This is a genomic window from Noviherbaspirillum agri (assembly GCF_054780595.1).
Map to the genome: position 1 here is coordinate 164,287 of NZ_BAAGWA010000007.1, position 23,956 is coordinate 188,242.

At 56.6% G+C, this 23,956-nt stretch carries 25 protein-coding genes; 7 read left to right on the top strand and 18 right to left on the bottom strand.

The features are described from left to right. Positions 1–94 precede the first annotated feature (94 nt). Both ACYVIA_RS14240 and ACYVIA_RS14245 read left to right on the top strand, forming a co-directional pair. Positions 95–2,908: a valine--tRNA ligase gene (locus ACYVIA_RS14240; RefSeq protein WP_460841843.1), complete on the top strand. Its 2,814-nt coding sequence runs from the start codon at positions 95–97 to the stop codon at positions 2,906–2,908. A gap of 77 nt (positions 2,909–2,985) precedes the next feature. Further along, positions 2,986–3,435: a DUF2147 domain-containing protein gene (locus tag ACYVIA_RS14245; RefSeq protein WP_460841844.1), complete on the top strand. Its 450-nt coding sequence runs from the start codon at positions 2,986–2,988 to the stop codon at positions 3,433–3,435. Between the two features lie 135 nt (positions 3,436–3,570). Here the strand turns inward: ACYVIA_RS14245 and ACYVIA_RS14250 are convergent, their stop codons facing one another. The 3 genes from ACYVIA_RS14250 to ruvA all read right to left on the bottom strand — a co-directional run bounded on the left by ACYVIA_RS14250 (position 3,571) and on the right by ruvA (position 6,480). Continuing rightward, a complete protein-coding gene (locus ACYVIA_RS14250) occupies positions 3,571–4,401 on the bottom strand; it encodes a 2-keto-4-pentenoate hydratase (protein ID WP_460841846.1) in 831 nt (276 codons plus the stop codon). A 412-nt stretch (positions 4,402–4,813) separates the two neighbouring features. Next, positions 4,814–5,878: a Holliday junction branch migration DNA helicase RuvB gene (gene ruvB / locus ACYVIA_RS14255; RefSeq protein WP_460841848.1), complete on the bottom strand. Its 1,065-nt coding sequence runs from the start codon at positions 5,876–5,878 to the stop codon at positions 4,814–4,816. A gap of 23 nt (positions 5,879–5,901) precedes the next feature. Continuing rightward, entirely contained in the window at positions 5,902–6,480 is a 579-nt protein-coding gene (ruvA, locus tag ACYVIA_RS14260; protein ID WP_460841850.1) for a Holliday junction branch migration protein RuvA, read from the bottom strand. Between the two features lie 156 nt (positions 6,481–6,636). Between ruvA and ACYVIA_RS14265 the strand changes: the two genes are divergently transcribed. Beyond that, positions 6,637–7,341, top strand: a complete 705-nt coding sequence (locus ACYVIA_RS14265; RefSeq protein ID WP_460841852.1) for a hypothetical protein — start codon at positions 6,637–6,639, stop codon at positions 7,339–7,341. 55 nt (positions 7,342–7,396) lie between these two features. Here the strand turns inward: ACYVIA_RS14265 and ruvC are convergent, their stop codons facing one another. The 8 genes from ruvC to tyrS all read right to left on the bottom strand — a co-directional run bounded on the left by ruvC (position 7,397) and on the right by tyrS (position 14,236). Continuing rightward, positions 7,397–7,939 carry a crossover junction endodeoxyribonuclease RuvC gene (gene ruvC / locus ACYVIA_RS14270; RefSeq protein ID WP_460841854.1) on the bottom strand — a complete coding sequence of 181 codons (543 nt, stop codon included), beginning with the start codon at positions 7,937–7,939 and terminating at the stop codon, positions 7,397–7,399. Positions 7,940–7,985: 46 nt separating this feature from the next. Further along, on the bottom strand, positions 7,986–9,551 hold the full coding sequence (gene purH / locus ACYVIA_RS14275) for a bifunctional phosphoribosylaminoimidazolecarboxamide formyltransferase/IMP cyclohydrolase (protein ID WP_460841856.1): 1,566 nt from the start codon (positions 9,549–9,551) through the stop codon (positions 7,986–7,988). 86 nt (positions 9,552–9,637) lie between these two features. Continuing rightward, the gene (locus ACYVIA_RS14280) at positions 9,638–9,871 is read right to left on the bottom strand and encodes a Fis family transcriptional regulator (protein WP_460841858.1); all 234 of its coding nucleotides are present in this window, start codon (positions 9,869–9,871) and stop codon (positions 9,638–9,640) included. 29 nt (positions 9,872–9,900) lie between these two features. Then, positions 9,901–10,917, bottom strand: a complete 1,017-nt coding sequence (gene dusB / locus ACYVIA_RS14285) for a tRNA dihydrouridine synthase DusB (protein ID WP_460841861.1) — start codon at positions 10,915–10,917, stop codon at positions 9,901–9,903. 96 nt (positions 10,918–11,013) lie between these two features. Further along, positions 11,014–11,670 carry a histidine phosphatase family protein gene (locus tag ACYVIA_RS14290; RefSeq protein WP_460841863.1) on the bottom strand — a complete coding sequence of 219 codons (657 nt, stop codon included), beginning with the start codon at positions 11,668–11,670 and terminating at the stop codon, positions 11,014–11,016. A gap of 17 nt (positions 11,671–11,687) precedes the next feature. After that, positions 11,688–12,329: a YbhB/YbcL family Raf kinase inhibitor-like protein gene (locus ACYVIA_RS14295; protein WP_460841865.1), complete on the bottom strand. Its 642-nt coding sequence runs from the start codon at positions 12,327–12,329 to the stop codon at positions 11,688–11,690. Positions 12,330–12,524: 195 nt separating this feature from the next. Then, complete coding sequence (gene dtd, locus ACYVIA_RS14300) at positions 12,525–12,974, bottom strand: D-aminoacyl-tRNA deacylase (protein ID WP_460841867.1); 450 nt, start codon at positions 12,972–12,974, stop codon at positions 12,525–12,527. A 5-nt stretch (positions 12,975–12,979) separates the two neighbouring features. After that, positions 12,980–14,236 carry a tyrosine--tRNA ligase gene (gene tyrS, locus ACYVIA_RS14305; RefSeq protein WP_460841869.1) on the bottom strand — a complete coding sequence of 419 codons (1,257 nt, stop codon included), beginning with the start codon at positions 14,234–14,236 and terminating at the stop codon, positions 12,980–12,982. A gap of 260 nt (positions 14,237–14,496) precedes the next feature. Between tyrS and ACYVIA_RS14310 the strand changes: the two genes are divergently transcribed. Next, positions 14,497–15,861 (top strand): peptidoglycan DD-metalloendopeptidase family protein, encoded by a 1,365-nt coding sequence (locus tag ACYVIA_RS14310; RefSeq protein ID WP_460841870.1) that lies wholly within the window; start codon positions 14,497–14,499, stop codon positions 15,859–15,861. Positions 15,862–15,942: 81 nt separating this feature from the next. After that, positions 15,943–17,076, top strand: a complete 1,134-nt coding sequence (locus ACYVIA_RS14315; protein WP_460841934.1) for an anhydro-N-acetylmuramic acid kinase — start codon at positions 15,943–15,945, stop codon at positions 17,074–17,076. A 127-nt stretch (positions 17,077–17,203) separates the two neighbouring features. Here the strand turns inward: ACYVIA_RS14315 and erpA are convergent, their stop codons facing one another. The 6 genes from erpA to rplM all read right to left on the bottom strand — a co-directional run bounded on the left by erpA (position 17,204) and on the right by rplM (position 20,797). Continuing rightward, positions 17,204–17,551, bottom strand: a complete 348-nt coding sequence (gene erpA / locus ACYVIA_RS14320; protein WP_460841872.1) for an iron-sulfur cluster insertion protein ErpA — start codon at positions 17,549–17,551, stop codon at positions 17,204–17,206. A 51-nt stretch (positions 17,552–17,602) separates the two neighbouring features. Next, entirely contained in the window at positions 17,603–17,992 is a 390-nt protein-coding gene (locus ACYVIA_RS14325) for a bactofilin family protein (RefSeq protein WP_460841873.1), read from the bottom strand. Positions 17,993–18,004: 12 nt separating this feature from the next. Further along, positions 18,005–18,688 (bottom strand): DUF6776 family protein, encoded by a 684-nt coding sequence (locus tag ACYVIA_RS14330; protein ID WP_460841875.1) that lies wholly within the window; start codon positions 18,686–18,688, stop codon positions 18,005–18,007. Between the two features lie 88 nt (positions 18,689–18,776). After that, positions 18,777–19,820, bottom strand: a complete 1,044-nt coding sequence (gene argC / locus ACYVIA_RS14335) for an N-acetyl-gamma-glutamyl-phosphate reductase (protein ID WP_460841876.1) — start codon at positions 19,818–19,820, stop codon at positions 18,777–18,779. Between the two features lie 146 nt (positions 19,821–19,966). Then, on the bottom strand, positions 19,967–20,359 hold the full coding sequence (rpsI, locus tag ACYVIA_RS14340) for a 30S ribosomal protein S9 (protein WP_460841878.1): 393 nt from the start codon (positions 20,357–20,359) through the stop codon (positions 19,967–19,969). A gap of 9 nt (positions 20,360–20,368) precedes the next feature. After that, positions 20,369–20,797 (bottom strand): 50S ribosomal protein L13, encoded by a 429-nt coding sequence (gene rplM / locus ACYVIA_RS14345; RefSeq protein WP_460841879.1) that lies wholly within the window; start codon positions 20,795–20,797, stop codon positions 20,369–20,371. Positions 20,798–20,995: 198 nt separating this feature from the next. Here rplM and ACYVIA_RS14350 point away from each other — a divergent pair, with 198 nt between their 5' ends. Continuing rightward, a complete protein-coding gene (locus tag ACYVIA_RS14350; RefSeq protein WP_460841881.1) occupies positions 20,996–21,463 on the top strand; it encodes an OsmC family protein in 468 nt (155 codons plus the stop codon). Positions 21,464–21,514: 51 nt separating this feature from the next. Here ACYVIA_RS14350 and coq7 read toward each other — a convergent pair whose 3' ends face one another. Next, positions 21,515–22,141: a 2-polyprenyl-3-methyl-6-methoxy-1,4-benzoquinone monooxygenase gene (coq7, locus tag ACYVIA_RS14355; RefSeq protein WP_460841883.1), complete on the bottom strand. Its 627-nt coding sequence runs from the start codon at positions 22,139–22,141 to the stop codon at positions 21,515–21,517. A 172-nt stretch (positions 22,142–22,313) separates the two neighbouring features. Between coq7 and ACYVIA_RS14360 the strand changes: the two genes are divergently transcribed. Beyond that, positions 22,314–23,642 (top strand): porin, encoded by a 1,329-nt coding sequence (locus tag ACYVIA_RS14360; RefSeq protein ID WP_460841885.1) that lies wholly within the window; start codon positions 22,314–22,316, stop codon positions 23,640–23,642. The last annotated feature ends 314 nt before the right edge of the window (positions 23,643–23,956 follow it).

Below are 23,956 nucleotides of genomic sequence, written 5' to 3' on the forward strand. Positions count from 1 at the left end.
TAAATGGCGATTCGCGAATTATACGCCCTTATGCCGCAATGTCAGCTACCGCCTCCCTTATAATGTTCGGTTTCGCAAAAACAGCCGCCAAATCATGGAATTAGCCAAATCTTTCGAACCCGCCGACATTGAAAAACACTGGCGCACCGAATGGGAAAAGCGTGGTTACTACAATGCAACCACGGACGCCGGCAAACCGGCCTTCAGCATCCAACTGCCGCCGCCGAACGTCACCGGCACGCTGCACATGGGGCATGCGTTCAACCAGACCGTGATGGACGGCCTGACCCGCTACTACCGCATGCGCGGCCATAACACCGCCTGGATCCCCGGCACCGACCACGCCGGCATCGCGACGCAGATCGTCGTCGAACGCCAGCTCGATGCACAAAAGATTTCCCGTCACGACCTCGGCCGCGAGAAATTCCTGGAGAAAGTCTGGGAGTGGAAGGAAAAATCCGGCTCGACGATTACCGGCCAGATGCGCCGCATGGGTGCGTCCACCGACTGGAGCCGCGAATACTTCACGATGGACGAGAAGATGTCCAAGGCCGTCACCGAAGTGTTCGTGCGCCTTTACGAACAAGGCCTGATCTACCGCGGCAAACGCCTCGTCAATTGGGATCCGAAGCTGCACACCGCCGTGTCCGACCTGGAAGTGGTGTCGGAAGAAGAAGACGGCAGCATGTGGCACATTCGCTATCCGCTCGCCGATGGCAGCGGCCACATCACGGTGGCCACCACCCGCCCGGAAACGATGCTGGGCGACGTCGCCGTTGCGGTCGATCCTACCGACGAGCGCTACACACACCTGCTGGGCAAGATGTTGAAGCTACCGCTGACCGGGCGCGACATCCCGATCATCGCCGACGATTACGTCGACAAGGAATTCGGCACCGGCTGCGTGAAGATCACGCCGGCGCACGACTTCAATGACTATGCAGTCGGCCAGCGCCATCAGCTCCCGCAGATCAACATCATGACGCTGGATGCGAAGATCAACGAGAACGCACCGGCAAAATACCAGGGCATGGACCGCTACGACGCGCGCAAGCAGATCGTCGCCGATCTCGAAGCGCAAGGCCTGCTGGAATCCGTCAAGCCGCACAAGCTGATGGTGCCGCGCGGCGACCGCACCGGTGTCGTCATTGAGCCAATGCTGACCGACCAGTGGTTCGTCGCGATGAGCAAGCCGGCACCGGAAGGCACGCACTTCCCGGGCAAGTCGATCGCCGAAGTGGCACTGGAAAAGGTTGCCGACGGCTCGATCAAGTTCATTCCGGAAAACTGGACCACCACCTACAACCAGTGGCTCAACAACATTCAGGACTGGTGCATCTCGCGTCAATTGTGGTGGGGTCACCAGATCCCGGCGTGGTACGACGAAGAAGGCAACATCTACGTCGCACGCAATGAGGAAGATGCGAAGGCAAAGGCAGGCGGCAAGGCATTGACGCGCGAGTCCGACGTGCTCGATACCTGGTTCTCCTCCGCGCTGGTGCCCTTCTCCTCGCTCGGCTGGCCGGAAGAAACACCAGACTACAAGATGTTCCTGCCGTCGTCAGTGCTGGTCACCGGCTTCGACATCATCTTCTTCTGGGTCGCGCGCATGGTGATGATGACCACGCACTTCACCGGCAAAGTGCCGTTCGAGAAGGTGTACGTGCATGGCCTCGTACGCGATGCGTCCGGCCAGAAGATGTCCAAATCCAAGGGCAATACGCTTGACCCGATCGACCTGATTGATGGCATCGATGTGGAGTCGTTGGTCGCCAAGCGCACCACCGGCCTCATGAATCCGAAACAGGCGGAGAGCATTGCGAAAGCCACCCGCAAGGAATTCCCGAACGGTATTCCTGCGTTCGGCACTGATGCGCTGCGCTTCACGATGGCAAGCTATGCTTCGCTCGGTCGCAACATCAACTTCGACCTCAACCGCTGCGAAGGCTATCGCAACTTCTGCAACAAGCTGTGGAATGCGACGCGCTTTGTACTGATGAATACCGAAGGTAAGGATTGCGGCTTCGACCCGGCAACCTGTGGCCCGGAAATGCGCGATTTCTCGCAGGCCGACTACTGGATCGTGTCGCTGCTGCAGCGCACCGAAGCCGAAGTCGAAAAAGGCTTTGCCGACTACCGCTTCGACAACATCGCTTCCGCCATCTACAAGTTCGTGTGGGACGAGTATTGCGACTGGTATCTCGAAGTGGCGAAGGTGCAAATCCAGAACGGCACCGAGGCGCAACAGCGCGCCACCCGCCGCACGCTGCTGCGCGTGCTGGAAACCGTGCTGCGTCTTGCGCACCCGGTCATTCCGTTCATTACCGAGCAACTGTGGCAGAAGATCGCGCCGATGACCGGACGCGAGCTCAACGCTGCCGGTGATTCGATCATGGTGCAGCCGTATCCGCAGCCCGACACGAAGAAGATCGACGAGCAGGCGGAATCGTGGATGGCCGAGCTGAAGTCGATGACCGATGCCTGCCGCAACCTGCGCGGCGAAATGCAGCTGTCGCCGGCGCAGCGCGTGCCGCTGGTCATCGAAGCATCGGCGCAGGACAAGGAACGCGCGCACTCTTTCGCTGCCTACCTGCAGGCACTGGCGAAGCTGTCCGAGGTGCAGATTGTCGACGCGCTGCCCGAGTCCCCGGCTCCGGTATCGGTTGTCGGCACGGTGAAGCTGATGCTGAAGGTGGAGATCGACGTAGCGGCCGAGCGGGAACGCCTGACGAAGGAAATCACCCGTCTGGAAGGCGAGATCGCAAAAGCCAATGCAAAGTTGGGCAACGAGAGTTTCGTCGCGCGTGCTCCAGCACAAGTTGTTGCGCAAGAGAAGGAGCGTCTGTTGACCTTCGGAGCCACACTCGAAAAACTGCGCGAGCAGTTTGAGAAATTGCAAAAAACATAATATCCTTGCATCCCACACTTGTGACCTGTTCGTCATTTCGCGAACAGGTCACAAGTGTTTTAAGGAGACAAGGAAAAATGATCAAAAAATATCTCACCCTCGCGGTGACTGCAGCAGCACTCACTTCGGCAAGCGCATGGGCACAGGACGCCTCCCCGGTTGGCTTGTGGAAGACCATCGATGACGAAACCGGCAAGCCCAAATCCCTCGTCCGCATCGTAGAAGCCAACGGCGAATACCGGGGCAAGATCGAGAAGTTGTTCCGCGAAGCGGGCGAAGATCCGAACCCGAAATGCGACAAGTGTGAAGACGCCCGCAAAGATCAGCCGATCCTCGGCATGACGATCATCACCGGCATGAAGAAGGATGGCAGCGAGTTCAACGGCGGCCAGATCCTCGACCCGGCCAACGGCAAGGTCTACAAGAGCAAAATGTCGGTAGGCGAAGGCGGCAAGAAGCTGGATGTGCGTGGATATATCGGCGTACCGATGCTGGGTCGCACCCAAACCTGGATTCGGGCTGACTAAGGCGTATTCCGATCGCCGCGCTATTGCCACTTGCCCCCGCTCCACAAGAAGCGAAGGGCGCACACCCAGGGACGAGCCATGTCACCGCATCCAAAGCAAGGCCGACTTACCCGAAGGCCTTGCCCAGCGAGCCTCTCACACGAATGAGACGGTCAATCCCGGCAAACTGACGCCAGAGAACGCCGAAGTCCAGGTCTCGCCCGGCTTGATCGGGCACGCGTCCGTCCATGTGCCGGTGGTAATCAGTTCTCCCGCAGCCAGTGGCGTGAACTGCGGCTGGATCTTCAGTAACTGGTGCAGATGCCAGAGGGCGTGAACAGGGCTGCCAAGCACGTCGCTGCCAAAACCGGCGGAGCGCAGCTCATCTCCGCAAGACAGCGACAAGCTGGCATTGGCCAGCACTTCGCCAAGGCTCTTTCTGCTCGCAGCCGACAGCATCTTCGGCTCGCCGACGATGAGCGAACCATGCAGGCCAAATGCAGCAATGGAATCGACCATCTCAAACTTCCAGTCCGGGAACGGGCAGATGACGATCTCAAAGGCATGCGCCATCCACTCGATGCAATCGGCAAGCTGCTCGATCGTTGCATCGGGCGCGGGTGCCTCGCCCAGTTTGAATACCAATTCCGGTCCAATGCGCGGCTGCAATGCGCCCTGCAGGCTTTGCAGGCCCCGATTGTCGTCGGCAAATCTTATCGTGGCATCAAACATCGGCGTCCAGATCGGTGAACGGATCGGCTCGCTGACGCCGTATTTCGACCAGATCTTGCGATTCGTGAAGCCGATCTTGCGACCGATCAAAACCTCACCTTGGGCTGTACGGATATCGGCAATGCTCTTGGCAATATCGTAGGCATCGGCGATGGTCAGCGGCGTATCGGCGGAAACGGGTGAAATTAATTGCGCCTGCGCGCGCGCGTCGAGCAATTGATGCGCAAAGCGGCTGGCCTGCGTAGACATCAACATGGCGGGAATCCGATCGGGAAAGGAGTGTAAGCCGGCCACTACCTGATTCTTTACAACCCGCCCAGCTTTACACGCGGACTTGAAAAGAATTGCGCAATCTCAATAAAAAAGTGCGACCGTACTTAAAAGAAGAAATTATAGGGGCACTTCAGAGGCTTTTAACACGTAAATTTGATACCGTAGTTTTACGGATAGCAATCAACCGCAAATGCAAAAGCCGAGGCACCCGGCGCCTCTTACACAAAGAAAATCCCTACTTTTATTGAGGTATCTAAAGCGTTTTATCGGCAAAACGCTTGGCACAATAAACGAGCGTCATGCTCCGGCCAGAAAGTCCATGCCAGAGACGCTGCCAACGTCGGCTTCACCGCCTCTATTCCAATAAAACTCAGGAGCGGCGCTTCGAGCCGCTTCAGGTCGGCGCCTGACCCCACAAATCGCCCACGGCTCCAGTTCGCGGCGCGGTAATACCGAAATGCGTATACGCAGTCGGCGTCGCAATACGGCCACGAGGTGTACGTTGCAGGAAGCCCTGCTGGATAAGATAGGGTTCGAGCACGTCTTCAATCGTATCGCGCTCTTCACCAATGGCCGCCGCCAGATTGTCGAGTCCCACCGGCCCGCCGTTGAACTTGAACAGAACCGCCTCCAGCAACTTGCGATCCATGACGTCGAATCCAACCGGATCGACATCGAGCATTTTCAGTGCGGCATCGGCGATTTCCTGCGTGATCTTTCCGTTGCCCTTCACTTCTGCGTAGTCGCGCACCCGGCGCAGCAGTCGGTTGGCAATACGCGGCGTGCCACGGCTACGTTTGGCAATTTCCAGCGCGCCTTCATCGACAATCGCCGCATTAAGCAAGGACGCACTGCGCGTGACGATTTTCGCGAGTTCCTGCGGTGTGTAAAACTCGAGGCGCGCGACAATTCCGAAACGGTCGCGCAAGGGATTGGTCAGCATGCCGGCCCGCGTGGTCGCCCCGACCAGCGTAAAAGGTTGCAAATCTAGCCGCACCGAGCGCGCAGCCGGGCCTTCGCCGATCATGATATCGATCTGATAATCCTCGAGCGCGGGATACAGGATTTCCTCGACGACCGGTGAAAGGCGATGGATTTCATCGATGAACAGCACATCATTTGGCTCGAGGTTGGTCAGCAATGCCGCCAGGTCGCCAGCTCGTTCGAGCACCGGTCCCGAAGTCTGGCGCAGGTTCACGCCCATTTCCCGGGCGATGATGTGTGCAAGCGTCGTCTTTCCCAAGCCCGGCGGACCGAACAGCAGCGTATGATCCAGCGCTTCCTTGCGCTGGCGGGCCGCCGTAATAAAGATTTCGAGCTGGCTATGGATTTTCGCTTGTCCAACATACTCATCGAGCTGCTTCGGCCGCAAGGCGCGCTCGATTGCCTCCTCATTGGAGGAGGCTGGCGTGGCGGAGATAATCCGTTGCTCAGTGAAGTTATCGGTCTGGATGCTCATGAATCGGTTCCTTGCTTACTGCATCACCCTTTGGACAGCACTTTCAATGCCAGCTTGATGCCATCCGACACGCCACTTCCCGCCGGGACCTGCTTGAGCGCCAAGGCAGCTTCCTTGTCGGAATAACCCAGCGCCAACAGCGCATTCAGGATATCGGCCGTCGCGTCACTATGCTGCACGCCGCCCGCAGCGCCAAGGTCAGCCCCCAGTTTGCCCTTCAATTCCAACATCAGGCGCTCCGCTGTCTTCTTGCCGATGCCTGGGATGCGCGTCAGCCGTCCCGCCTCCTGCAATGTAATCGCTTGCGACAGGTCCGCGACCGACATGCCCGACAGGATCGACAACGCCGTGCGCGCACCAATGCCTGAAATCTTGATGAGCTGTTTGAAGACATTGCGCTCTTCTGCCGTTCCGAAACCGAAGAGCAAATGGGCATCCTCTCGCACCGCCAGATGCGTCAGCAGGACGACCTTTTCCCCCATCGCCGGCAGGTTATAAAAAGTGCTCATCGGCACATCGACTTCATAACCGACACCATTGCAATCAATCAGCAATTGGGGAGGATTTTTCTCAAGCAGTATTCCGGAAAGGCGACCTATCATGATGCAAAGACTCAAAAAAGTTAGGTGAATCATACAGGACATTCACCGGCCGCCCCACCGCGTCATCAGGGTTTCCAGTGTCAGAGACTGCTTGAAAACCGTAGCGCGCAGTCCGATTTTTGGCGGGACCGTCCGGCCTGAGAAGTGCAGTCGTAAATGAGGCACGGCGCCCGCCCGGAATCAGACCACGCAGTCGGCTATTGCCAATCTCTCACCGATGCGCGCAGCGAACGCCGTCAATGGCATGTACTTCCCTTTTCCAAGCTGATCTCCTGGCAAGGATTTTTTCCGATGAAAGAGGCTCTAAGGAATAACTTCAGACATGGTGTGGGCCGCATGCAAACCAAAGAAGACCGCGCCACCGCGCGGCGAATCGCAAGACAGCACTCAAGGCAGCAAAGAGGTTTGAAGTTCCAGCTCTTCCTTCATCACCGATTCGTGCAGCGGCCGCTGTTCTGGATCGGGACCTTGCTTGGGATCATCTGGGCTGCGCCAATTACATTGTTCGGGCTCCTGTTTGCCTTACCCGTATTCCTGTTCCGCGGGCATGCCCAATTGGTTCGCGGTCATACCGTTGCGTTGGTGGTGCGCGGCCCGTTTGCAGATTGGATGTTGGGACGCCACCCGTTCGGCGCGATGACCGCCATGGCGCTCGGGCATGTCGTGATTGCGGAAAAACAGGGTTTATCGGCGCGCGTACTCATCCATGAACTGACGCATGTGCGCCAGGCTGCTCGCTGGGGGATCGTGTTTCCCTTCGCCTATCTCGCTTCTAGCGTTTGGGCGGCAATTCGCGGACGGGACGCCTACTGGCACAACCGTTTTGAAATCGCTGCTCGCAAGGCGGAAAAGCGCCTGTAGGTAATAAATATGCCGTGGTGTTGTGCTGCGCTCGACCGATTGATCAACCGACCGATCAACCGATCAGACGTCCCCGGCGCACACGCAAACCCTTCTTCGCCAGTGCCGGCGCCAGATCGCCCAAGGTCGCCAAGGCCTCGCCACTGTGTGCATGACAAATTGCCACGCCCAGTGCATCGGCCGCATCCTTACCCGGCACACCGGACAACACCAGCAAGCGCTGCACCATGTCCTGCATCTGCTCCTTTGCCGCCCGGCCGTGGCCGACCACCGCCTGCTTGATCTGCAACGCAGTGTACTCTGCGACTGCAAGGTCCGCGTTGACGAGCGCGCAAATCGCTGCCCCGCGTGCCTGGCCGAGCAGCAGCGTCGATTGCGGATTGACGTTGACGAAGACTTTTTCGATCGCCGCGCAGTCGGGCGTGTAGGTGCGGATAACTTCCGACACCCCGGAGAGGATGACTTTCAGCCGCTGCGGCAGATCGGCATCGGGCGTCTTGATGGTGCCCGACGCGATGTAGCTGAGCTTGTTGCCCTGCTTGCTGATGATACCGAAGCCGGTGGTGCGCAGGCCCGGGTCGATTCCGAGGATTTTCATGCATGGCGGCATTCCCGGCTGTGCGGGAATGCCGTTCTTTCCTTGATTAGTGACGGAAGTGGCGCGTGCCGGTAAACAGCATCACCACGCCACGCTCGTCCGCTGCGTCGATGACTTCCTGGTCACGCATGGAGCCGCCCGGATGAATCACGCAAGTCGCGCCTGCATCGACCACCACATCGAGACCATCGCGGAACGGGAAGAAGGCATCGGACGCGACAGCGGAACCCGTCAGCGACAAACCGGCGTTCTGTGCCTTGATCGAGGCAATACGCGCAGAATCGATTCGGCTCATCTGGCCGGCACCAACACCGAGCGTCATGCCGTTGCCGCAGAAAACGATCGCATTCGATTTCACGAATTTCGCGACACGCCAAGCAAACATCAAATCCTGCATTTGCTGCAGCGTCGGCTGCTTCTTGCTCACCACCTTCAGTTCAGCGACTGCGACGTTCTTCGCATCTGGCGACTGCAGCAACAGGCCGCCACCGACGCGCTTGAAGTCATAGGCATTGACCGCATTTGCCAACGGAATCTCTAGCAGGCGGACATTCTGTTTCGGCGCGAATACCTGCCGTGCTTCAGCGCTAAACGACGGCGCGATCAGCACCTCGACAAACTGCTTTGCGACTGCTTCCGCCGCCTTGCCGTCGAGCTCACGATTGAAGGCGATGATGCCGCCGAAGGCTGAGGTCGGGTCGGTCTGGAACGCCTTGCTGTATGCCTCGAGTGTATCGACGCCGATCGCCACACCGCACGGATTCGCATGCTTGATGATCACGCAAGCTGTCTCTTCAAAGGTCTTCACGCATTCCCATGCCGCGTCGGCGTCGGCGATGTTGTTGTACGAAAGCTCCTTGCCCTGCAACTGCTTGTAGTTGGCGAGCGCGCCAGCAACCGGTGCCAGGTCACGGTAGAAGGCAGCCGATTGGTGCGGGTTCTCGCCGTAACGCATTTCCTGCACTTTTTCGAAATGCAGGTTCAGCGTCTGCGGATAGGCGCTGCGGGTCGCATGCTGCTTGTCTTCACCGAGTGCGGTCAGGTAGTTGGTGATCGCACCGTCATACTGCGCGGTGTGAGCGAACACTTTCTTCGCAAGCGCAAACTTGGTGTCGTAGCTGACCTCGCCCTTGTTCGCCGTCATTTCATCAAGCACGCAGCCATAATCGGCCGGATCGCAAATTACCACGACATCCTTATGGTTCTTGGCGGAGGAACGCAGCATCGTCGGGCCACCGATGTCGATGTTCTCGATCGCGTCTTCCAGCGAGCACTCATCTTTGGCGACCGTCTGCTGGAACGGATACAGGTTCACCACCACCATGTCGATGGTCGGGATGCCATGCTTTTCAAGCGCTGCCACATGCTCCGACAAATCACGACGGGCGAGGATGCCGCCGTGGACTTTCGGATGCAGTGTCTTCACGCGACCGTCGAGCATTTCCGGGAAACCGGTGTAGTCAGCTACCTCGGTAACCTTGACGCCGTTGTCGGCCAACAGCTTGGCGGTACCGCCGGTGGACAGGATATTGACGCCGAGCGCGGACAGGGCCTTGGCGAAATCAAGGACGCCCGTCTTGTCGGAGACGGAAATAAGTGCTTGTTTGATCATGGTCGACGAGAAGAAGTGATTGATAGCGTAAAAGCAATACGCAGCGGCAGGCTGCTACCGCGGCAATACTGCTCTTACGTTATAGATCACAACAATCCGTGCTGTTGCAGCTTCTTGCGCAGCGTGTTGCGGTTAATTCCGAGCATTTCCGCAGCCAGCGACTGGTTACCGTCGGCGCGCGCCATCACCACTTCGAGTATCGGCTTTTCAACGGTAAAGACCACCATTTCATAGACGTTCGACGGCTGAAGTTCGCCCAGGTCCTTGAAGTATTTCTCAAGGCTTTTCCTGACGACGTCCTGGATATTGTCTTTGCTCATTGCAGTGGGATTGTCTTTTTATACGAGAACTATGCGGCCAGCTTTTCTGCCGCAAGGCCGTATTGTAACCTTTCGCCAAGCTCCGATTGCGATTCAAAGAACGCATCGACAGCTGCCAGCTGATCTTCACAGCTTTCCAAGCGATTCATGCGCTGGCGGAATTCCTCCCCGCCCGGCAAATCACGCACATACCAGCCGATATGCTTGCGCGCGGTGCGAAGACCCATGTAATCGCCGTAAAACGCGTAATGCGCCAGCAAGTGATTGCGCATCAAAGTGCGGACTTCGGCCACCAGCGGGGCCGGCAAGTGTTCACCGGTACGGAGGAAGTGTTCGATTTCGCGGAAGATCCACGGGCGCCCCTGCGCGGCACGACCGACCATGATCGCATCCGCGCCAGTCACCTCCAGCACATACTTGGCTTTCTCCGGCGTGGTGATATCGCCGTTGGCAACCACGGGAATCGACACGGCAGCCTTGACAGCCGCAATCGTCTCGTATTCCGCCTCGCCGCCATAACCATCGGCGCGGGTCCGGCCGTGCAGCGTCAGCATCGCGATGCCGCTGTCCTGCGCCATTCTTGCGATCGTCAGTGCATTCTTGTTCTGGCGGTTCCAGCCGGTGCGGAACTTGAGGGTCACCGGCACATCGACAGCTGCGACGACCGCGTCCAAAATTTCCCCGACCAGCTTTTCGTCCTGCAGCAAGGCCGATCCGCACCAGCTATTGCACACCTTCTTGACCGGGCAGCCCATGTTGATGTCGATGATCTGCGCGCCGCGGTCGACATTGAACTTCGCGCATGCGGCAAGGATTGCCGGGTCGGCGCCTGCAATCTGCACGGCCTTCGGTTCCATTTCGCCATCATGATTGGTGCGACGCGCGGTCTTCTCGGTTGCCCACAAGCGCGGATCGGATGCAGCCATTTCAGACACGGCATAGCCTGCGCCAAGCTCCTTGCACAACTGCCGGAAAGGACGATCCGTCACCCCGGCCATCGGGGCGACAAAGATGCTATTGCGAAGGGAATAGGGCCCGATATTCACGGCGAGGTTCAGGGAAAAATGCGGTTAGCGCAGCAGGAGGCGCTATTTTAGCCGGATCGGCCCGCCCATAAATGGAAGGGCCGCTCAAACTAGGAACTAGGAACGGTCCACCTCGTCCAGCACGGCCATTTCCATCGTTTGCAGGTGGCGAATGTCGCCCCATTGCACGAGATGCAAGGCCTGTCCGTCCCAGCGAAAGCGATTGATACTCGCATTGAAGATGTCGAAATCACGCTTATGCGCAAAACCAAGGCCCTTTGCTGCACGATACGCACACTCCAGCACGCCACCGTGCGCAACGAGCGCAACCTTACGGAACTTGCCATCGGAAACCAGGCGGGTGATCGTACCAACGACGCGTTCCGAAAACTCGCGCAGTGTTTCTCCCTTGCGCTCGCCCTCCGGGAAACGCGCATCAATATCGCGCGACTGCCACGCAGCATACGCCTCCGGATAGCGCCCTTGGATTTCCGAGTACAACAATCCTTCGAAAGCGCCATAGCAGCGCTCACGCAAACCCGGATCCGTCTGTACGGTCATTCCGCGCAGGGCGGCGATCTCATGCGCCGTCTGCCGTGCGCGCTGCAAGTCGCTGGAGATGATGGCATCCAGCGGTTCGTTCAGCAGCGCGCATCCAAGGGCAGCCGCCTGCCGCTCGCCTTCCTCATTGAGCGGCACGTCGATATGGCCTTGCAGGCGCTTGACGGCGTTCCAGGCAGTCTCGCCGTGGCGAATCAACAAAATTTCTGTCACGCGAACTCCGTGTTGCGTTAGCCGGCCGAAGCCAGTTGTGGATTGAGGGTATAGGTGCCCGTGATCTGCGCCTGACCGAGAACATGGTTGCGGATTGCGTCGCGCACTTGCTGGCCGGTGAATTTGCCGTCGACGGCAACGCGCTCAACGTCAAGCGCATACAGGGTGAATATGTAGTGATGCACGATCGAGTCGTTCCACGGCGGGCACGGGCCATCATAACCAAAATAATCACCGGACATGTCCTTGTCGCCGGCAAACCAGCCGGTGTAATCATTGATGCCATGACGTCCCGGCTTGCCTTGGCCGATGGCAGGCCCCGGCTTGCCACGGGGAGTGACCGAACTGCTGTATTGTCCTGCTGCGATGGACGACATGCTTGGCGGAAGATCGACTAAAACCCAGTGGAAGAAATCCACGCGAGGCAGGTCCGACGGCACGGTCTTGCCTTCCTGATTCACATCATCTCCGCGCGAGGGCACGTCGCGGTCATGGCAAATCACCGCCAGCGACTTTGTCCCTGCCGGCAGATCGCTCCATGCCAAATGCGGATTCTTGTTCGACGACAGCGCGACGTGCGTTGCCGGATCAATCACACCAAAGGCAAATTCGCCCGGGATAACGCTGCCATCCTTGAATGAATCGCTCCAGAGTTTCATCAGACCTCCTGTGGTTATCGGTTAGGACTAGGCCGTGTTTGACAAGCTACTGCGCGGCCCGGATTGATGTCTGCGGTGCTCGGCGTACCAGTCGTACGCGTGCGCTCCTCGACACCACTCCGAACCGCTCGCTACACTTGTCAAACACAGCCTAGTCGTTTCTCGCCGCGGCGGTGACCCGCCACCGGCATGCATTCAAACCTGTGGTCGTACCTGCAACCAGAACGTCACCGGCCCGTCGTTGGTGAGGGACACCTGCATATTCGCCCCGAACTGCCCGGTTTCGACCGTCGCATGTCTGGCGCGCGCCTTGGCCACGAAATAATCAAACAGTCTGCGCCCTTCCTCAGGTGCTGCAGCCGGGGTAAATGAAGGGCGCGTTCCTGACTGCGTATCGGCAGCCAGCGTGAACTGCGGCACTAGCAGCAGTCCGCCGTTCACATCAGCGATGCTGCGATTCATCTTGCCGGTCTCATCCGAAAACACACGATAAGCAAGCAATTTCGACAGCAACGCATCTGCTTCCCGCTCGCTATCGTTACGCTCGGCGCAGAGCAACACCATCAAACCTGACCCAATGGCACCGACCGTCTCGCCGCCAACCTCCACTTTCGCGTGCGACACGCGCTGCAACAACGCAATCATGCAGCTCAGGCCAGCGTCACACGCGCAAATTTGCGCTTGCCCACCTGGAGCACAAACGTGCCGGCCGACACCTTCAATCCCTTGTCGCTGATCGTCGCGCCATCGATGCGGACGCCGCCTTGCTCCACCATGCGCAAAGCCTCCGACGTTGACGGGCAGAGATTGGCCTGTTTCAGCAACTGGCCGATACCGAGCGGAGCGCCAGACACGCTCACTTCCGGGATCTCATCCGGGATGCCACCCTTAGCGCGGTTGTTGAAATCTGCAAGCGCTTCTTCCGCTGCCTGCTTCGAGTGGAAGCGCGCGACGATTTCCTGCGCCAGCAACACCTTGATATCGCGCGGATTGCGACCGCCTTCAACGTCGTTACGGAATTGTGCGATCTCGGCAATGGAGCGGAACGACAACAGGTCGTAGTAGCGCCACATCATTGTGTCGGAGATGCTCATCAGCTTGCCAAACATCGTATTGGCCGGCTCGGTGATCCCGACATAATTGCCCTTGGATTTGGACATTTTTTCCACGCCATCCAAGCCTTCAAGCAGCGGCATCGTCAGGATGCACTGCGGCTCCTGGCCGTAGTCCTTTTGCAATTCACGTCCGACTAGCAGGTTGAATTTCTGATCGGTTCCGCCCAACTCGAGATCCGATTGCAATGCAACCGAGTCATAGCCCTGCATCAGCGGGTACAGCAGCTCATGCACTGAAATGGGCGTGCCCGCCTTGAAGCGCTTGGTAAAGTCCTCACGCTCCAGAATGCGCGCCACCGTATATTTCGCCGACAACTGGATCATGCCGCGCGCGCCCAGCGGATCGCACCATTCGGAGTTGTAACGGATTTCCGTTTTCGCCGGATCCAGTACCAGGCTGGCCTGCGCGAAGTAAGTCTTTGCATTTTCCTCGATCTGTTCTCGTGTCAGCGGCGGGCGGGTGACGTTACGCCCGGATGGATCACCGATCATCGATGTGAAATCACCAATCAGGAAAATCACCGTATGACCGAGGTCCTGCAGTTGGCGCATCTTGTTCAGCACCACCGTGTGACCAAGGTGCAAATCAGGTGCCGTCGGATCGAGTCCCAGCTTGATCCGAAGCGGCTTCCCCGTCTTTTCTGCACGCACGAGCTTTTGGGCAAACTCGGTCTCAATCAGCAATTCCTCGACACCGCGCTTTGTAATTGCCAATGCTTCCTGTACCACTTCCGACAAAGGTAGAGAGGAAGTCAGTTCGTTATTGTTTTGCAAATGTTGAGAGGCATTCATGTGCTGATAAAAATTAAGATAAGCCGGTAAAAAACCAATAGGATGTATTGATATAATCGCTGCTGATTTTCAATCTTGTGGCCAGGAAATTTCCGCTGCAAGAGAAACTCCGGCCTCATGAAGTTGCGTCGCCATCGCAGTAATCGAAAACGATTTGCTGCCAGCTTTCTCCACGGCGCGCACTGCACTTCCGGGACTGAATCGTACCCGCTGTCGATTCATGAGCTCTTGGCTTAAAACAGCAAATTTTAACTTATTGCATGCTCCCTACAGACAAATTCCTGAGCTTAGGCTCGAGCAGCAAGCGTATTCTCGGTTCGACACGCAAGACGCGCATCATTACCGCGTCAGCAGTGTTTCTGGCCGTGTTTGCATTTGGCGCAGCTGGCGTTGCTCCAATGGCACCGGATGCCTCCGACCTTCCCGTTACGTCGATTACCCAGGAACTCGCCATCCCCAGCCTTTCCGAGCAAATTGCCAAGCTGCAGTCGGATGAGCAGTTCTATCTGCGCGAGGAAAAGGTTCGCCCGGGCGATACGCTCGCGACGCTGCTCTCCCGCCTTGGCGTGCAAGACGACGAGGCGGCCAAGTTTATCAAGTCCGATCGCATCGCCTACAGCGTGCTGCAACTGAAAGCCGGCCGCCGCATCTATGCGCAGACCAACCAGGATGGCCAGTTGCAGCGACTCACCACAACGGTGAGCGAAGGCGGTCAGGGACTGAAGAACATCGAGATTGTCCGCAGCACCAACGGCTTCACTGCCTCGGAGTCCTCGGCACAAGTCGAGCGGCGGATCGAAATGCATACCGGCGAAATCCGCTCCTCCCTCTTTGCTGCGACGGATGCTGCTCAGATTCCGGACAATGTGGCGATGCAAATCGTCGACATGTTTGCGACCGACATTGACTTTGCTTCCGATCTACGTCGCGGCGACCGTTTCAACGTTGTTTATGAAACTTTCTGGCAGAACGGCGAATTCGTCCGCGCCGGACGCGTATTAGCGGGCGAGTTTTACAATGGCAGTAACAAATACCAGTCGGTGTGGTTCGACGAACCCGGCTCCAAACAGGGCGGCGGCTATTACACGTTTGACGGCAAGTCGCTGAAAAAGGCCTTCCTCAAATCACCGCTGGAGTTCTCCCGTGTCTCCTCGGGATTCTCAATGCGCGTTCATCCTATTTCGGGCAGGTGGAAGCAGCATAAGGGCGTTGACTATGCCGCCCCCACAGGCACGCCGATTCGCGCGGCAGGTGACGGTGTCATCGACTTCATTGGGCGCCAAGGCGGCTACGGAAATGTAGTCGTCATCAAGCACTGGAATAACTACTCCACTGCTTATGCCCACATGAACGGATTCGCAAGAGGCTTGAAGAAGGGTGCGAAAGTCGGTCAAGGCGAAGTGATCGGCTATGTCGGCAGCACCGGTTGGTCAACGGGGCCGCACTTGCATTACGAGTTCCGTATCAACAATCAACCGCGCGACCCGATGAAGATTGAAATCCCGAATGCGCAACCCTTGGCCGGGGCGAATCTGCAACGTTTCCGCGCGCTTGCAAGTGAAATGAGCCATCGATTCACGTTGCTCAATCCGCAAGAAAGCAATACCAAGCTGGCTTCGAAATAATACGCATCACCACGCGTAGCCGAAGTAAAACAAACCGTTCAAGGGCACTGTAAAATCAGTCCATCCTTGAACGGTTTATTTATGTCCGCCCCTCAAAACCATCTTTTTATCGGCTTGATGTCGGGTACCAGCCTTGACGGCGTCGATGGCGTGCTCGCGGCGTTTCCCACCGATGGCAACGATACCCCAATCGACACGCTGGCAGCAGCTTACCTTCCTTTTCCCGACACTCTACGAAAGGAGTTAATGGCACTTCAGGTGCCCGGTGAAAATGAAATCCAGCGCGAGGCTCTGGCTGCAAACAAACTTGCCGAGACTTACGCCGAATGCGTGCACGAGATTCTGCTAAAGAGTGGTACGGCACGAGAAAATGTACGCGCAATTGGAGCACACGGACAAACAGTGCGGCACCGGCCGGAATTGGGATTCACTCGGCAGACCGGCAATCCGTCACTGTTGGCAGAGCTGACGGGAATCGATGTGATAGCCGACTTCCGCAGCCGGGACATCGCGGCCGGGGGGCAAGGCGCCCCTCTCGTACCAGCATTCCATCAAGCGATTTTCGGCACCGAAAATGAAGTACGCGTGGTGGCAAATATTGGCGGCATCAGCAATATCAGCGTCCTGAGCAAAGGCAACGAGGTGATCGGCTTTGACACTGGACCAGGCAATATACTTCTCGACGCATGGGTTGGCAGGCATCTCGACAAACCCTTCGATGCAGACGGTGCATGGGGCGCCAGCGGCCACGTCATCCCACCCCTGCTAGGCGAACTCAGGGATGAAGCTTTCTTTAAACTCCCACCACCAAAAAGCACCGGGCGAGATCTGTTCCATACGGTTTGGCTGGATAGCAAAATTGCACGTTTTGCTGACGCATCTCCGCCAGATGTTCAGGCGACGCTAGCGGCGCTGACAGCCACAACGCTTGCCGATGCGATCCATTCACATGCGCCGACAGCCAGAGCAGTTTATGTTTGCGGGGGTGGGGCCCATAATACGCATCTCATGAAATTACTACAAAAGGCGCTTACCGAGTGTGGGCATGCCGCCAGCGTTCAGTCAACTAGTGCGCTGGGGGTGTCGCCAAATCATGTCGAAGCTCTGGCATTTGCGTGGCTGGCCCACCGTCATGCAGAAAAAAAAGCCGGTAATCTACCGTCCGTCACCGGTGCAAAAGGTACGCGAATTCTTGGATGCCTGTACCCGGCTTAGCGCGTTCGCCTTCACCACCAGTTTGGCAAATGCGCTATACATGACCTGGACCGGCGACGTACCAGAATAAACGAATTCCAAATAAAAAAGCGCAGGCCATGCCTGCGCTTTTTTTGCCATTCGCCTGTTAAGAGAATGAGGATCCGCAACCGCAAGTGGTGTTTGCGTTCGGATTCTTGATCACAAACTGCGCACCTTCCAGGTCGTCCTTGTAGTCGATTTCGGCGCCAACCAGATACTGGTAGCTCATCGAATCAATCAACAGGTGCACCCCGTTCTTGGTCATCGTGGTGTCATCTTCATTGACGATTTCATCGAATGTGAAACCATACTGAAAACCAGAACATCCGCCTCCTTGCACAAACACGCGAAGCTTCAGATCGGGATTGCCCTCTTCCTCGATCAACTGTGCAACTTTGGCTGCTGCGCTGTCGGTAAAAACGATCGGTTCGGGCATTTCGGTAACGGCATTCATTTTGGGCTCCTGCTAAGCGACAATGGCTCCATTATAGACGTTTGGCGCTTTTCACGTATTGGACATCGCCAGTTTCAATACCGGCTCTTCGAGCTGGTCATGAGCAAGCTTGCCTGCAACTAATGCCCCTCCGTGCATTTCCAGCGCCTTGTAGTGCACATCTCCAGTTATGCGGGCTCTCGGCTGTAATTCAAGCAGCTCGGATGAATAAACCGGTCCGACAATTTCGCCGTTGACCACAAGATGTGCGACCCGCACCTCGCCTTCAATCTTTGCGTGCTCAGAAATCACCAACATGCTGGGTTCTTCGCCCTCCGCAATGACATTGCCTTTGACTTGCCCGTCGATCCGCAAGCCGCCACGGAAGCGCACATTGCCCTCGATACTGGTCGAAATGCCAATCAGACTATCAATCGTTCCTTTGTTCTTGCGGCCTAACATGGTGGCCCTCCTTTACAAATTCGCGGACACTTGCGCTCGCATCTGGCCGTTTTCAAGTACGCGCGCTTGCACGAGCTTGGCCGTCGCGCCTTCGGGCAGGGTAAGCACCCCTTCTACGCGTTGGTAATGCCTGAAACCGAGCTTGAATTTGGCCTGCTCGGCAGGATTCCCTTCAGGGAAAACCATCATAGCACTTTTGCCGTCTTGGATAACCGTGACGGCAAGTTGCAAGGAGCCAACAAAATGTTGGCCACTTCTGCCCCCTTGCATGATCAGCAGGCGATAGCGAAGCTGATTGGGAGGAACCGGGTCAATCTTCAATCGGCGAATTGCAATACCGGCCGGTCCAGTCGCATTTGGCAAGAGGCTTTCAAAAAATGCCAGATCTTCCTTCAGTCGTGTATTTTCCGACTCCAGGGCTTTCACCTGTGCAGCGAGCTGCTTCTGCGCCGACCGCTCGATATTCATTTTGCTTTCAGCAGCGTTTGCCGTAGCAGACAATTGATCACGTTCCGCAGTCATCACTTCAAGCCGCTCTTTGTAGTGAACCAACTGCTGTCGCGTTTCGTCGGCATGCAACCCGGTCAAGCCTCGCCCCATGTCATAGATCCACAAGGCCAACGCACCACCCAATCCAAGTGCGAACACAAACGCCAGTAGCCGTGTTGTCCACGGCATTTGGGTCTTGATCATCATTTTTGGCGACGACAAGGACGTGCGCCGGCGCTTAAGCCTCATTGAACTGAATGGTGATAGGGAAGACGACATTCCGACAGATATTTACTTACGGCAATACAGGAATGTGCATCAAGCCCATCGATTCATCAAGGCCAAATAGAATATTCATACATTGCACGCCTTGGCCAGCTGCGCCTTTCACCAGGTTATCCTCAACGACCAGAATAACCAGCAAATCCCCGCCGTCAGGCCGATGCACGGCAATGCGGAGCTTGTTTGACGCGCGTACGGAACGCGTTTCGGGATGACTTCCCGCTGGCATTACGTCAACAAAACGCTCGCCTTTAAAGTGGTTTTCATACAACGCCTGAAAGTCCACACCCCTCGCTTCGGGCAAGATGGTGGCATACAGCGTTGAATGAATTCCACGAATCATCGGCACCAGATGTGGCACAAAAGTCAGCCCAATCTTGCGCCCTGCGATTGCTTCCAGCCCCTGCGTCGTCTCCGGGAGGTGACGATGCCCTTTTACCCCGTACGCCTTGAAGTTATCGGCAGCTTCGGCCAGAAGCGTATGAACCTCCGCCTTGCGGCCCGCGCCCGATACACCGGACTTACAGTCTGCAATCAGCATTGATTCATTCACGAGCGGCTTGCCTTGGGCAAGCAAAGGAGCAAAGCCGAGCTGCATCGAGGTCGGATAGCACCCCGGCAGGCCGATCACACGCGCCTTCTTGATTGCCTCGCGATTCACCTCGGGAAGTCCATATACCGCCTCTTCCAGAATGTCCGGACAGGAGTGCGGCATCCCGTACCATTTTTCGAACGTCGCGGTATCTTTCAGACGAAAATCCGCCGCCAGATCAATCACTTTTACGCCGGCGGCGAGCAATTCCCGCGCTTGCGCCATCGCCACTCCGTGCGGTGTCGCGAAAAATACGACATCGCATTCAGTCAACCTTGCCCTTTCCGGAGCAGAGAACGCCAGCGACACATAACCGCGCAAGGAGGGAAACATGTCGGCAACCGGCATGCCATCTTCCTTGCGTGACGTAATGGCCGTCAGTTCAACTTCCGGATGCGCTGCGAGCAGTCGCAGCAATTCGACGCCCGTATAGCCTGTACCGCCTACGATTCCCACCTTGATCATGCTTTTTTCCTTGCGAAGATGTTATGAACTACTTTGCCAAACTCAGTTGTCGCCCTACCGTGCCGACAGCCTTCGAAACCAATTGCAAAAAGCAAAAAGCCGCCAGGCGCAAACCTGACGGCTTTTCGATGCTCTGAAAACGCAGATTAGCGCTTGGAGAACTGTTTTGCGCGGCGTGCTTTACGCAGACCGACTTTCTTACGCTCGACTTCACGTGCATCGCGAGTAACGAAACCAGCTTTTGCCAGTTCCGACTTCAGGCCTGCATCGTAGTCGATCAATGCGCGGGTAATACCGTGGCGAACGGCACCGGCTTGGCCAGATTCACCACCACCATGCACGTTGACCATGATGTCGAAGCGCTCGACGTTACCAGTGAGTTCGAGCGGCTGACGAATAACCATCAGACCAGTCTCACGCGAAAAATATTCCGCTGCCGGCTTGCCGTTGACGACGATATTGCCGGTCCCGGATTTGATGAAAACGCGAGCCACTGCACTCTTGCGACGGCCGGTTCCGTAGTTGTAGTTACCGATCATGTCCGTTCCTTAGATTTCGAGTGCCTTGGGTTGCTGAGCTGCGTGCGGATGGGAGCCATCAGCATACACTTTCAGCTTCTTGATCATCGCGTAGCCAAGAGGGCCTTTGGGCAACATACCCTTGACTGCCTTTTCCAGCGCGCGACCCGGAAAACGCTGTTGCATTTTCTGGAAATTCGTTTCGTAGATACCGCCCGGATAGGTCGAGTGACGGTAGTAAGTCTTGTCCAGCGCCTTGTTGCCGGTCACGCGCAGCTTGCCTGCGTTGATGACGACGATGAAGTCGCCCGTGTCGACGTGCGGAGTGAACTCGGGTTTGTGCTTGCCGCGCAGTCGGAGTGCCACTTCGCTGGCGACACGTCCGAGGACTTTGTCCGTTGCGTCAATCACGAACCACTCGCGCTGAACCTCATGGGGTTTCGCGGAAAAGGTTTTCATGATGATGTCCTAAGTAAAATAACTCGCTCAAATTGGCGGTTCTGCCTTCACTACTAGCAGACTCTTCCTTGTTATCTTTTCCTGAGCGAACGGAAAGCTGGAAATTATAGCCTTTTCAAAGACTTGGCGTCAAACCGGCCGCCTGAAATTGGCAAGCCGGTTACAATAACCGCTTCCGAATCAAACGAACAACTATCTATGGAATGCACTGTACGCTGGGCAGGACCGTCCGGCATGACCTTCATGGCCGAGACCGGTTCCGGCCACCTTATAACAATGGATGGCGCGCCGGAAGGCGGCGGGCGCAATCTCGCGCCGCGCCCGATGGAACTCGTTTTGGCAGGAACCGGCGGCTGCACCGCCTACGATGTCGTCCTGATTCTTCGCAAGAGTCATCAGGACGTGCGCGGCTGCGAAGTCACCGTCAAGTCGGAGCGTGCGGACAAGGAGCCCAAGGTTTTTACCAAGGTGCACTTCCACTTCACCGTTCGCGGCCGAAACCTCAAGCCGAACCTGGTTGAGCGCGCCATCAAGCTTTCGCATGAAAAATACTGCTCCGCGTCGATCATGCTCGAAAAAACCGCCGAATTGACGCACTCATTCGAGATCATTGACGACCTGACAGATAGCGTCATCGGTAACGCATCAGTGCCGGAATCCACCTAAAACTCGCGCTCCACATGGCAATGGAGGAAGCCACCTCCTCCATTGCCCCCTCTATATATAATAGGCAGTAGCAGTCATCACCTTCGCCATGCCCCGCATGGCGAATCGCACCGGCGCAGGCATTTCGGCTGCACCGAGCGCTTGCGCACTCGCCCCGTGCGCCACTTCATCCTGTCGCATCTGCTCGACAATCGCTCTCGATTTTTCGTCATGCAACGGTAGCCGGCTCATATGGCTCGCCAGATGGGCTTCCACCTGTCGTTCGGTCTCCACCACAAACCCCAAACTCTGCGCATCACCCACGCGGGCGGCGACGGCACCGATCGCATAAGCGCCCGCATACCACAGCGGGTTGAGCAGACTAGTCCGCGAACCCAGCTCATGCAGGCGTTGCGCGGTCCAGGCCAGATGATCCTCTTCTTCACGCCCAGCTTGAAAAAATTGCGCTTTCATTTCCGTTCTTTTCGCGAATCGCCCTTGCGACTCGTACAGCGCCTGTGCGCACACCTCGCCCACATGGTTTACCCGCATCAGACCCGCGCTGTGGCGCCGCTCCGCATCGTCCAAAGTGTTGTCCGCCACCTTTGCCGCTGGATTCGGCCGTGATGGGAACGCTACACCACTCAGAACGCGCAACACTTTGTCGAAACCCGTAATAAACTCGTCAGCGAGGCGCATATTGACTACTCCACAAGATAAACAGGCAATAAGAACGCAAACTCAATGTTCGTAAGTTGTAATTCGGCGCTTCCCGGTCGCCCACCTGTTGCAATAAATTAACAAAACCCAGCCTTTTGTTGTTTCACAGCCACATGCCCGCCTACATATTACCTAGAAGCCTAAATTCTCTTTGCCCAAAAAGAACACTTTTGATGAAATGTCCCTTAGCTTCTTGATCATAGCGGTCGGAGGCGTCGGCAGGGACGTTACCACTAGTGACCTTGCTGAAGTAGCAAAAGGCAATTCAAAAAATTTTAGCACGCCAACCCTTGGAGATTTGTTAATGAAAAAATCGCTTCTCGCACTGGCAGTAATGGGTGCATTTGCAGGTGCTGCACATGCACAGTCCGCAGTGACCGTTTACGGCTCATTTGATGGCGGCGTCCGCCACATTGATAATGTCAATGCTGCTGGCGACAGCCGCACTACGATGGGTTCGGTCGGCACCTACAATAACAACCGCATCGGATTCCGTGGCGTCGAAGACCTCGGTGGCGGCCTGAATGCTCGCTTTGTACTTGAAGCCGGTTTTAACACCGGCACTGGCGCCTTGGATAGCAATGCTACATTGACAGCGACAACGGGCGGCGTTCAACGCCTGTTCCAGCGTACCGCATCAGTTGGTCTCGGTGGCGCATGGGGTGGCGTAGACTTTGGCCGCCAATACAGCGTGGCGTTTAAAACTATCGGTGGCTATGAGCCGTTTGGCTACAAGTACACCGGCATTATTCCCCTCGCCTTGGCGGCCGCTGGCTCAACGGGCAATGCAACGTTTGCAACCTCCCCCAACACGACGGCCGCTGGTGCAGCCCTCGCAGCCTACTCCATTCCTGGCGGCGCACGTTTTGATAACGACATCCAGTACACTGGCAACTTCGGTCCAGTGACGGTACGTGCTGAGTACGCGCTTGGCGAACAAACCGGAAGCACAGGCGATAACACTGCTGTTGCTGTCGGCGGCTCTTTCGCCTCGGGACCGTTCAGTGTTGGCGCAGCGTATACGCAAAAGAAAAACAATGTCGGTGCTATCCTCACCGGCCTTGGTGCACCAGCAGGCACGATTTCTTGGGAAGATCAAAATCAATGGACTGTTGGCGGGGCCTACAAGATCGGCGCGGTTCGCGTGTCAGCAGGTTATATGCAAGACAAGCAGGACTTGGGTATAGCTGGCGCAGACGACATGAAGATCAGGAATACGTGGGCAGGTGTTAACTATGCTGTCAGCCCAGCAGTCGAATTGACCGCTGCTCTGTACCAAACCAAGCGTGAACTCGCAGTTACCGAGGGTAAGCGTAACTTGTTCATGCTCGGCGCAACTTATGCACTGTCCAAGCGCACGAACTTCTATGGCGCGATCGATCATTCCCGTCTCAAGGATGACTTCGAGCTGCGTAATGCAGCTGGTGACGTAGAGGACCGCGTGACCGGCATTTCGGTTGGCATTAACCACTTGTTCTAATCGATTGAGTGCCAGCCTTGACGAGCTGATACCTTATTCGATGGGCAATAAGACGGCTCACCTTCGGGTGAGCCGTTTTTATTTATTCGACTCGCCCTCGCTTTCATTCTCAAAAGGGCAGCACACGCGTACTGAAGTGTTCTGCACATACTCGATAAGGAAGCGCACTACCAAGCCCTTCAGAAGGGTGAATCACACCTCTGCCGTTGCTACCGCACTACAAATTTCATTTTTGCCCGGCAAAAAGACAATTTTTCTTTGTCGTTCGACCGGTTATTTGATGAAATAGACACTAGCTTCTTAGTAAATTCATT